This is a genomic window from Ruegeria sp. N4 (assembly GCF_056531425.1).
Window position 1 is genome coordinate 68,688 of sequence record NZ_JBQFLT010000017.1, and the last position, 9,594, is coordinate 78,281.

At 56.7% G+C, this 9,594-nt stretch carries 13 protein-coding genes; 1 reads left to right on the forward strand and 12 read right to left on the reverse strand.

Annotation, left to right across the window (positions count from 1 at the left end):
* Positions 1–11: 11 nt before the first annotated feature.
* The 11 genes from rpsC to rpsJ form a co-directional block, all read right to left on the reverse strand.
* Entirely contained in the window at positions 12–722 is a 711-nt protein-coding gene (gene rpsC, locus ACR0LW_RS20190) for a 30S ribosomal protein S3 (RefSeq protein ID WP_008758042.1), read from the reverse strand.
* A complete protein-coding gene (rplV, locus tag ACR0LW_RS20195) occupies positions 722–1,102 on the reverse strand; it encodes a 50S ribosomal protein L22 (protein ID WP_039538267.1) in 381 nt (126 codons plus the stop codon). Before rplV ends, rpsC begins: the two co-directional genes overlap by 1 nt.
* 3 nt (positions 1,103–1,105) lie before the next feature.
* Positions 1,106–1,384: a 30S ribosomal protein S19 gene (gene rpsS, locus ACR0LW_RS20200; RefSeq protein ID WP_005980699.1), complete on the reverse strand. Its 279-nt coding sequence runs from the start codon at positions 1,382–1,384 to the stop codon at positions 1,106–1,108.
* A gap of 3 nt (positions 1,385–1,387) precedes the next feature.
* Complete coding sequence (gene rplB / locus ACR0LW_RS20205; RefSeq protein WP_170356688.1) at positions 1,388–2,230, reverse strand: 50S ribosomal protein L2; 843 nt, start codon at positions 2,228–2,230, stop codon at positions 1,388–1,390.
* A gap of 226 nt (positions 2,231–2,456) precedes the next feature.
* Positions 2,457–3,539 carry a hypothetical protein gene (locus tag ACR0LW_RS20210; protein ID WP_480884166.1) on the reverse strand — a complete coding sequence of 361 codons (1,083 nt, stop codon included), beginning with the start codon at positions 3,537–3,539 and terminating at the stop codon, positions 2,457–2,459.
* On the reverse strand, positions 3,511–4,476 hold the full coding sequence (locus ACR0LW_RS20215; RefSeq protein ID WP_480884168.1) for an alpha/beta hydrolase: 966 nt from the start codon (positions 4,474–4,476) through the stop codon (positions 3,511–3,513). The genes ACR0LW_RS20210 and ACR0LW_RS20215 overlap by 29 nt, the downstream gene beginning before the upstream one ends.
* 79 nt (positions 4,477–4,555) lie before the next feature.
* The gene (locus ACR0LW_RS20220) at positions 4,556–5,590 is read right to left on the reverse strand and encodes a fatty acid desaturase (RefSeq protein ID WP_480884170.1); all 1,035 of its coding nucleotides are present in this window, start codon (positions 5,588–5,590) and stop codon (positions 4,556–4,558) included.
* Between the two features lie 165 nt (positions 5,591–5,755).
* On the reverse strand, positions 5,756–6,052 hold the full coding sequence (locus ACR0LW_RS20225; RefSeq protein ID WP_008757532.1) for a 50S ribosomal protein L23: 297 nt from the start codon (positions 6,050–6,052) through the stop codon (positions 5,756–5,758).
* Positions 6,049–6,666 carry a 50S ribosomal protein L4 gene (gene rplD / locus ACR0LW_RS20230; RefSeq protein ID WP_155148664.1) on the reverse strand — a complete coding sequence of 206 codons (618 nt, stop codon included), beginning with the start codon at positions 6,664–6,666 and terminating at the stop codon, positions 6,049–6,051. Before rplD ends, ACR0LW_RS20225 begins: the two co-directional genes overlap by 4 nt.
* On the reverse strand, positions 6,663–7,388 hold the full coding sequence (gene rplC, locus ACR0LW_RS20235) for a 50S ribosomal protein L3 (protein ID WP_170351686.1): 726 nt from the start codon (positions 7,386–7,388) through the stop codon (positions 6,663–6,665). Before rplC ends, rplD begins: the two co-directional genes overlap by 4 nt.
* Before the next feature lie 18 nt (positions 7,389–7,406).
* Positions 7,407–7,721, reverse strand: a complete 315-nt coding sequence (gene rpsJ / locus ACR0LW_RS20240; RefSeq protein WP_008756422.1) for a 30S ribosomal protein S10 — start codon at positions 7,719–7,721, stop codon at positions 7,407–7,409.
* 289 nt (positions 7,722–8,010) lie between these two features.
* Between rpsJ and ACR0LW_RS20245 the strand changes: the two genes are divergently transcribed.
* Positions 8,011–8,688 (forward strand): DUF3800 domain-containing protein, encoded by a 678-nt coding sequence (locus ACR0LW_RS20245; RefSeq protein WP_480884173.1) that lies wholly within the window; start codon positions 8,011–8,013, stop codon positions 8,686–8,688.
* 244 nt (positions 8,689–8,932) lie between these two features.
* Here ACR0LW_RS20245 and ACR0LW_RS20250 read toward each other — a convergent pair.
* The coding region (locus ACR0LW_RS20250) for an EF-Tu C-terminal domain-related protein (RefSeq protein ID WP_480884175.1) at positions 8,933–9,594 on the reverse strand (662 nt) is incomplete at its 5' end.

Genomic DNA, 9,594 nt, shown 5'->3' on the forward strand with positions numbered 1-9,594 from the left:
TCTTTCCCTCCTTAGCGACGACCGCCACCAGCACCACGAGGTGCAGGGCCGTCCTGGAGTTCCTGTGCTTTACGGTCACGTGCCTGCGGATCGTGCTCCATGATCTCACCTTTGAAGATCCAGACCTTGATCCCGATGATCCCGTAGGGGGTCATCGCTTCGGCATGTGCGTAATCGATGTCGGCACGCAGGGTGTGCAGAGGCACGCGGCCTTCGCGGTACCACTCGGTCCGTGCGATTTCGGCGCCGCCCAGACGGCCAGCGACGTTCACCCGGATACCCAGGGCGCCCATGCGCATGGCGTTCTGAACCGAGCGCTTCATTGCGCGACGGAACGAAACACGACGTTCCAGCTGCTGAGCGATGGACTCGGCAACCAGCTGCGCGTCAAGCTCGGGCTTGCGCACTTCAACGATGTTCAGGTGCAGTTCGCTGTCGGTCATACGAGCAAGCTTTTTGCGCAGAACTTCGATGTCTGCACCTTTCTTGCCGATGATGACACCGGGACGTGCAGTGTGGATCGTAACGCGGCACTTCTTGTGCGGACGTTCGATGATCACACGGGCAACACCGGCCTGCTTGCACTCTTTGTTGATGAACTCACGGATCTTGAGGTCTTCCAGCAGAAGATCACCGTAGTCCTTGGTGTCGGCGTACCAGCGGCTGTCCCAGGTGCGGTTGACCTGCAGGCGCATGCCGATCGGATTTACTTTATGACCCATTAGGCTTGCTCCTCAACTTGACGCACCTTGATGGTGATCTCCGAGAACGGCTTCATGATCTTGCCGAAACGGCCACGGGCACGCGGACGACCGCGCTTCATGACCAGGTTCTTGCCAACCCAAGCTTCGGCGACGATCAGTTCGTCAACGTCCAGGTTGTGGTTGTTTTCGGCATTCGCGATTGCGGACTGCAGGCACTTCTTGACGTCCTGCGCGACACGCTTGTTGCTGAAAGTCAGGTCGGTCAGAGCCTTCTCAACTTTCTTGCCGCGGATCATTTGCGCAACCAGGTTCAGTTTCTGCGGGCTGGTGCGAAGCATGCGCGTTTTCGCCATTGCTTCGTTTTCAGCCACGCGGCGGGGGTTCTTTTCCTTGCCCATGACTTACTTCCGCTTCGCTTTTTTGTCTGCGGCGTGACCATAATAGGTACGGGTCGGCGAGTATTCACCGAACTTCTGACCGATCATGTCTTCCGAGACGTTGACGGGGATATGCTTCTGGCCGTTGTACACACCAAAGGTCAGACCCACGAACTGGGGCAGAATGGTGGAACGACGCGACCAGATTTTGATGACTTCGTTGCGGCCCGACTCGCGCGCTGCTTCGGCTTTTTTCAGCACGTAAGCATCGACGAAAGGACCCTTCCAAACAGAGCGAGACATGGATTAACGTCCCTTCTTCTTGGCGTGCCGCGAGCGGATGATCAGCTTCTGGGACGCTTTGTTCTTGTTGCGGGTACGCTTACCCTTGGTGTCCTTACCCCACGGCGTAACCGGCGTACGGCCACCCGAGGTACGACCTTCACCACCACCGTGCGGGTGATCGATCGGGTTCATTGCAACACCACGAACCGACGGACGAACGCCCTTGTGGCGCATACGACCGGCTTTACCGAGGTTTTGGTTCGAGTTGTCGGGGTTGGACACGGCACCAACGGTGGCCATGCATTCCTGACGGACCATGCGCAGCTCGCCTGAGCTCAGACGGATCTGAGCGTAGCCGCCATCGCGACCAACGAACTGAGCGTATGTACCGGCCGCACGTGCGATCTGACCGCCTTTACCAGGCTTCATCTCGATGTTGTGGACGATGGTACCGATTGGCATGCCCGAGAACGGCATTGCGTTACCCGGCTTGATGTCAGCTTTTGCCGACGCGATGACTTTGTCACCAACAGCCAGACGCTGCGGAGCCAGGATATATGCCTGCTCGCCGTCTTCGTATTTTACCAGTGCGATGAATGCGGTCCGGTTCGGGTCATATTCGATCCGCTCGACGGTTGCCGCGACATCAAATTTGTTCCGTTTGAAGTCAACGATCCGGTAGAGACGCTTTGCGCCACCGCCGCGGCGGCGTGAAGTGATCCGTCCGGTGTTGTTCCGGCCGCCCGATTTGGTCAAACCCTCTGTGAGAGACTTGACCGGACGTCCTTTCCAAAGCTCCGAACGGTCGATCAGCACCAGCCCGCGCTGGCCCGGCGTCGTCGGCTTGTACGACTTGAGTGCCATGCTTTCTGTCTTCCGTTTAGCAAGTGCAGGGGTTTCCCTGCTATGTGATAGGCCCCCGTAGGTGCCAAGGGTATAGGGCCCCGAAGGTCCCCGGTTGCAAAATATCAGAGGCCCCGGAACGAATCCGAGGCCGCAAGATTGGGAGCGTTTAGCAGATCAATTGCACACCGTCCACAGCAAAGACGCACTTTTCTAAGCAGGGGCGCCGATTGCCCGAAACAAGGCGCTAGTCCAACCAATGTTCAGGTTTTCGTTCAAGCAACCAAGGCGCCGTGTTTCGGAGCGCCCGAACAAACCGCGCATTGAAATCTTCGGAAATTTCTTTTCCGGCGTCTCGCCCAATCGTTGTGCCTTGCTGCGAGTCCCTGCTCATGACCTCGTCAAGCCGACTAGGATCTACTTCCAGTTCCCCGACTTCCTGCGCGATCCTCTCGGCTTGCCGCAGCGGATCAGCAACCAGTGCCTCATAGCTTATCACACTTATCTTCAGACCACGCGCTTTTGCCAGACGCATGGACTCAACCATGTCACTTAACCGCCGGGCCAAACCTACAGGTCGCCCGCCCCACAGCCTGTGCCTGGACCTGGCCCAGGTAACGGGATCTCGTACCAGGAATAAGCATACCGATTCCGGATGGTGACTGCACAGGTCTTCACAGAATGGCGTCACGTTTGACCGTAGCTTTATGCCCATGCTTTTCTGACCTGCCAAGCGGGTTTTGTCCGCAATATCTGCAAGAGCGACCCGCGTCAGCATTCTGAAATCCGCAGGCTGATGATGCAATTTCGGGCTTCCCGCGAGATTGGTTAGAGCGTCCGGTTCAGACCAGGTCAAAAGACCAGCCGCATCACATATCTTGGCAAACAGCGTCGATCCGCAGCGACCAATCGAAAATATGAAAACCGGTCGTGCCGTCAACGGCCGCTGCCACGATCCGAGATTGCCAAACTTAACCGCGTACCCGTCAGTCGCATTTTGTCGAATGCCCTGATAGTAAAAGCTGTACCCGGACAGCGAAGCTTCATCCTTTACACGACACCAAAACACCTCGGAGTTTTCCGCGTCGATATGGTGGATATGCAGGTTCGCGAAAGCCTCAGGGCTGAGTGTCACGGGTCCTTCGTCTGCCAGCCGAAGAACATGGCGCGAAGACACAGCTGTTTTCGACTTTCGCGTGCCAACGACCCGATACTTCTGGGCCGGGATAGGCGCTGCGGGGTCGGCCTGCTTCACCGTCTGAGGATCTCTGGTCATTCTGCGCGTTTTGTTTTCATTGTTGTCACTCGGGTCTTTCAGGCTGTGGCGCAAAGTACTTCTCTGTGAACTCTATAAAAATCTCACGATAGAACCGCAGAATATCCTGCGAAACGGACAGGTTCTCGGAAAAAAACTCCATACTGTGATAAACACCCGGCTTCGTGTCGAAAACCACGTCCACGCCCGCGTTGCGCAGAGCCTCGACCATTGCTGAGGTCTGGGCATGGAACAGATCGCATTCGCCAACAAAGGTGAAGGTTGGTGGCAAGCCGGACCAATCTTTCGTGCGGATTGGGGCCTCATTGGCCGTTACATCGGCACCGCCCCGTCGCCCTGCCCCCAAAAGCCGGTCCCATCCAAACCGGTTCAACGATGGCGGCCAACTCTGATCGGCCGGTGCGACTGGCGTCCAGTTGGCCTCGTCGTCATCGATCATCGGGCAGATCGGGAACTGGAACGCGACATTGACCTCACCGCGGTCACGCGCGCGCAGTGCGGTGGACAGGACCAGCCCACCTCCGGCGCTTTCGCCGCCGAGGATGATCTGGTCAGGCCGTCCGCCGATCTCGTGGGCATTTCGGGCCGCCCACACCAGCGCGTCATAACAATCGTCATGCGCCGCCGGGTAGGGCATATCCTTTGCCAGCCGATAGTCGGGAACCACAAATACGGCGTCCGTCGCTTTCAGCAGATCGGCGATCGGTTTGAGCGACGAGCTTTCCGGCGTCCCGATCAGGTATCCGCCGCCATGTAGATGCACGACAACAGGCAGGGGTTCCTTCTGCGCTTTAGGCGAGATCACAAGGGTCCGGACCGAGCCCGAGCCGTCGCTGCGCGGAATCTGAATCTCGCGGCATTGATACGTCTCCGGAAGCGGTGCTATCGGGTGTTTCGACAGGGCATCCAGCAGCCTGACCGCCCACAGTTTTGCGGGCCAGTTGCGCAACAACTTAACAGCAAAGGGTACATTCTTTGGATCGACTTTCATGTCCACTCCCCGACGTTTCACCGCGGCGTCCCCAGGGCCACATGTGCTTTATTACGCCGTTCCGCTTGCGCTCCACCCATTATCCATAAAGCGCACGGGCTTCGGCGAAAGACAAAAGACGGCGGCTTTTCTCGTCCCACAGGTGCAAGCGGGCGTTGGCAAAGCTCTCGCGGATGGTCATTCGGTTGCTGTTTGCCAATTCGTCATGGTCCCGCAGCACTTCGGTCAGGCGGTAGAACGGAATTCGGCTGTACAGATGATGGACGTGATGGATGCCAATATTGGCACTAAACCATTGCAGAACGGATGGCAGGATATAATGCGAACTGCCGTGCAGGGCGACCTCGTGCAGTCGCCAGTCCTTATCGGGATCCCACTGCGTCTCTTCAAACTGATGCTGAACGTAAAACAGCCAGACACCCGCTGTTGCGGCCAGCAAGGTCGAGGGCAGGAAAATCAGCAACAACGGCATCAGCCCGCCAAAGTGGTAGATGGCCAGCAATGCCAGCAGGATGGCCAGATTGGTGGCCATCGCGCTGATCCAGAATTTCATGTGCCCCGTCAAACCAAGCGGCAGGCGATTCTGGAGCAGAAACAGATAGCCCGGCCCAAAGCCAAACAAGGTGATCGGGTGACGATACACACGATACCAAAGCCGGTTTAAGGGGCTCAGCGCCTGATACTCGGCCATGGTCAGGGTGTGGATATCGCCCATCCCGCGCTTGTCCAGATTGCCCGAGCTGTTGTGATGCGTGGAATGCGTGCGGCGCCAGACGTCATAAGGGGTCAGGGTCAGCACTCCGATAATCCGCCCGACCCAGTCACTGACCGTCCGGTTGCTGAAGAACGCCCCGTGCCCGCAATCATGCTGGATCGCAAACAGGCGCAGCAAAAAGGCCGCATTGAGGACCGAGATTGCAAAAGCCAGCCAATAGCTGACCGACAGAAGCGCCCAGGACAAAGCCCATAGCGCAAAAAATGGAACTATGCTGACGCCAAGCTCGAATGCGCTGCGCATCTGGTTCGGCTCACGGTAATTGGCCAGCGTCGTCACCCAATCCCGCGCTGCGGCCATTTCCGGTTTTCCCGGGGTCGAATCTATGGGTCGAGTCATACGCCTGCCATTTTATTACGTTTGCAACCGGATAGAGGAACACTCCGGCATCGCAAGCGGTTTATGGAATTGCCGCGACGTCGCGAGATCAATTTCCAGTGTCACCGCCATACGAAAAAACCCCCGCTCTCGCGGGGGTTCTGTTCTTTTCCAAAGACGTTCCGATCAGAGACCGGTGGATACGTCGATGGTGTTGCCCTCTTCCAGGGTCACATATGCTTTTTTGACGTCTTTCCGACGGCCCAGCTGGCCGCGGAACCGCTTGACCTTGCCTTTGGTCACGGTGGTGTTCACCGCTTTGACCTTCACACCAAACAGCGCCTCAACGGCCTCTTTGATCTGCGGCTTGTTGCTGTCGATCGCCACTTCAAAGACAACCGCGCCGTTTTCGGACGCCATGGTCGACTTTTCGGTGATGATCGGCTTGCGGATCACGTCGTAGTGTTCTGCCTTCGCGCTCATTTCAGACGAGCCTCCAGTGCTTCGACAGCCGCTTTGGTGAGCACCAGGGTGTCACGCTTGAGGATGTCATAAACGTTTGCACCCATCGACGGCAGGATATCCAGACCTTCGATGTTGCGCGACGCCTTCAGGAACCCTTCGTTCACGGTCGCGCCGTCGATGACCAGAGCGCGTTTCCAGCCCAGGTTTGCAACCTGTTTGGCCAGAGCGGCGGTCTTGCCTTCGGCTTCGGCGTTCTCGATCACAACTAGTTCACCTGCCTTGGCTTTGGCCGACAGAGCGTGGCGCAGGCCAAGCTTGCGGAACTTCTTCGGCAGGTCGTGGCCGTGCGAACGAGGGGTCGGGCCCTTGTAGATACCACCCTTGCGGAAGATCGGCGCGTTACGGTCACCATGGCGTGCGCCACCGGTGCCCTTCTGGCGATAGATCTTCTTGGTCGAGTAGCTGGTTTCCGAGCGGGTCTTGACCTTGTGGGTGCCGGCCTGCGCGTTGTTGCGCTGCCAACGGACCACACGGTGCAGGATGTCCGCGCGCGGCTCGAGACCGAACAGATCGGCGTTCAGCTCGATGTCGCCGGCTTTGCCGCCGTCCAGTTTGATTACATCAAGTTTCATGCTTCACCACCTTCCGCGGGCGCTTCTTCCGCAGGTGCTTCGGTTGCAGCCGATTTCACAGCAGCCGGGAAAGGCAGGCCTTCCGGTGCTTTCTTCTTTACGGCGTCCTTGACGGTGACCCAACCCGATTTCGGTCCGGGAACGGCGCCTTTGATGAAGACCAGACCACGGTCGGCGTCGGTTTTGACAACCTCCAGGTTCTGGGTGGTGACACGGGCAGCACCCATGTGACCGGCCATCTTCTTGCCTTTGAACACCTTGCCCGGGTCCTGGCACTGACCGGTCGAACCGTGCGAACGGTGGCTGATCGAAACACCGTGCGAGGCGCGCAGACCACCGAAGTTGTGGCGCTTCATCGCACCGGCAAAGCCTTTACCGATCGAGGTGCCCGACACGTCAACTTTCTGACCTTCCAGGAAGTGTTCTGCCGAAATCTCGGCGCCCACTTCGATCAGGCCATCTTCGGAGACGCGGAACTCGGCCAGCTTACGCTTGGGCTCGACCTTTGCAGCGGCATAGTGACCGCGCATGGCCTTCGAGGTGCGTTTTGCCTTGGCAGCACCGGCGCCCAGCTGAACGGCGGTGTAGCCGTCTTTGTCAGCGGTACGCTGTGCAACAACCTGCAGGTTGTCCAGGTGAAGAACGGTCACAGGAATCTGCTTGCCGTCTTCCATGAACAGGCGGGTCATGCCAACTTTTTTTGCGATAATACCAGAGCGCATAATCTATACCCTCCGATCTTACGACTGCAGCTTGATCTCGACGTCCACACCAGCAGCGAGGTCGAGCTTCATCAGCGCGTCAACGGTCTGGGGGGTCGGATCAACGATGTCCAAGAGACGCTTGTGCGTACGGATCTCGAACTGGTCGCGGGATTTCTTGTCAACGTGAGGGCCACGGAGAACCGTGAACTTCTCAATCTTGTTCGGCAGCGGGATCGGGCCGCGCACGTTCGCGCCGGTCCGCTTGGCAGTGTTGACGATCTCTTGCGTGCTGGCATCCAGAACGCGATAGTCAAATGCCTTCAGCCGAATACGGATGTTTTGGCTTTGCATAGATACAGCCTTTTATCAGGCGTTGGGGTTGAGAGGAGGACAAGCGCGCATCGCCAACCCTCTTCGAACCCAAAAGGCGGGAATCACCCCGCCTTGACGTTCTTATCGAGAACTCGCGCGTATTAGTGGGGTTGGTGGGGTTTGGCAAGGGGGAAGTTGGTATGCTTAGACTTGGTCAACATAGTTTCAGCCTAAACCGCCAATATCTTTAGTTGGAAACGGAGTGTTCTCTTCTCGACACAACCAATGAGATACGTCACAAGAAGAAAAACACTTTTAGGAGCAGGCATTGGAAGATCTTTCAACGCTGTACGTTTTTCTCGATGAGGGTGGAAATTTCGATTTTTCTAAGAATGGAACGAAGTTCTTCAGCATCACTTCAGTCAGTATGAGGAGACCGTTCCGGCTACATACAAGCTTGGATACATACAAGTACGACTTAATCGAACACAGGATCCAACCTCGTATAGAGCTTCAGCATTTTCATTGTGCTGACGACAATGCTCACGTGAGGCGTCGCGTTTTTGATATGTTGGCCAAAGGACTGACCGAAAATTCAGTCGATACCGTTCTGGTGGAAAAGTCGAAGACTGGACCCGCGCTGCAAGCCCCAGAAAAATTCTATCCTCGCATGCTTGGCTATCTGCTGAGGTACGTTGTTGAAAACACGCGAGAAGGAATCGGTGAAATAGTTGTTATTACCGACTCTATTCCTGTCGCACGCAAGCGCAGAGCCATAGAAAAAGGGTTAAAAACAATTCTCAAGGAAATGCTTCCTTCCGACACGCCCTATCGAGTCATGCACCACGCTTCAAAGGCGCACTACGGCCTACAAGTTGCAGATTATCTAAATTGGGCGATTTATAGAAAGTGGGAACACGGAGATACTGCTGCATATGACGCAATCCGCCACTTGATTCAGAGCGAATTCGATATCTTTCGAACCGGAAAGCGCCATTACTATTAGTAAAATTTGACCCCCCCAACTACCAAACGGAGAACCCCTTGGGTTCTTATCATCGGGGGGGAACCTTTAGTTCGAATATAGCGAACAAACTATAAAGTGCAAGTTAATCGCTCCGGCGCACCTTCGAGTAGAATGATTGTGCTTCAATCGAAAAGGCCGCCCCATGTGGGACGGCCTTCTTTCGTTCAACGGTGTGGGCTCTCATTGCTCTTTCAGAGCAACTGCCGCCCACCGCTTTCCAAAATTATTCGATAATTTTGGAAACGACACCCGCGCCGACGGTGCGGCCGCCTTCGCGGATGGCGAAGCGCAGGCCGTTTTCCATAGCGATGGGTGCGATCAGCTCAACGCCGAACGACACGTTGTCGCCGGGCATGACCATCTCGGTGCCTTCGGCCAGGGTCACGGTGCCAGTCACGTCAGTTGTACGGAAGTAGAACTGAGGACGGTAGTTCGCGAAGAACGGAGTGTGACGACCGCCTTCTTCCTTGGTCAGGATATAGGCTTCGGCTTCGAACTTGGTGTGCGGAGTAACCGAACCCGGCTTACACAGAACCTGGCCACGCTCAACGCCGTCACGGTCCACACCACGCAGCAGGGCGCCGATGTTGTCGCCGGCTTCACCGCGGTCCAGCAGCTTGCGGAACATTTCAACGCCGGTGCAGGTGGTTTTCGCGGTGTCGCGGATGCCGACGATTTCGATCTCGTCACCAACGTTGATCACGCCACGCTCGACACGCCCCGTAACAACGGTACCACGGCCCGAGATCGAGAACACGTCTTCGATCGGCATCAGGAACGGCTGGTCAACAGCACGCTCAGGCGTGTCGATGTAGTCATCAACAGCCGCCATCAGTTCCTTGATCTTCTCTTCGCCGATTTCCGGGTTGTTGCCTTCCATCGCGG

Coding starts and splice junctions, on each gene's coding strand:
- rpsC (WP_008758042.1), bottom strand. CDS start 722: ATGGGTCATAAAGTAAATCCGATCGGCATGCGCCTGCAGGTCAACCGC.
- rplV (WP_039538267.1), bottom strand. CDS start 1,102: ATGGGCAAGGAAAAGAACCCCCGCCGCGTGGCTGAAAACGAAGCAATG.
- rpsS (WP_005980699.1), bottom strand. CDS start 1,384: ATGTCTCGCTCTGTTTGGAAGGGTCCTTTCGTCGATGCTTACGTGCTG.
- rplB (WP_170356688.1), bottom strand. CDS start 2,230: ATGGCACTCAAGTCGTACAAGCCGACGACGCCGGGCCAGCGCGGGCTG.
- ACR0LW_RS20215 (WP_480884168.1), bottom strand. CDS start 4,476: ATGAAAGTCGATCCAAAGAATGTACCCTTTGCTGTTAAGTTGTTGCGC.
- ACR0LW_RS20220 (WP_480884170.1), bottom strand. CDS start 5,590: ATGACTCGACCCATAGATTCGACCCCGGGAAAACCGGAAATGGCCGCA.
- ACR0LW_RS20225 (WP_008757532.1), bottom strand. CDS start 6,052: ATGAGCGCGAAGGCAGAACACTACGACGTGATCCGCAAGCCGATCATC.
- rplD (WP_155148664.1), bottom strand. CDS start 6,666: ATGAAACTTGATGTAATCAAACTGGACGGCGGCAAAGCCGGCGACATC.
- rplC (WP_170351686.1), bottom strand. CDS start 7,388: ATGCGCTCTGGTATTATCGCAAAAAAAGTTGGCATGACCCGCCTGTTC.
- rpsJ (WP_008756422.1), bottom strand. CDS start 7,721: ATGCAAAGCCAAAACATCCGTATTCGGCTGAAGGCATTTGACTATCGC.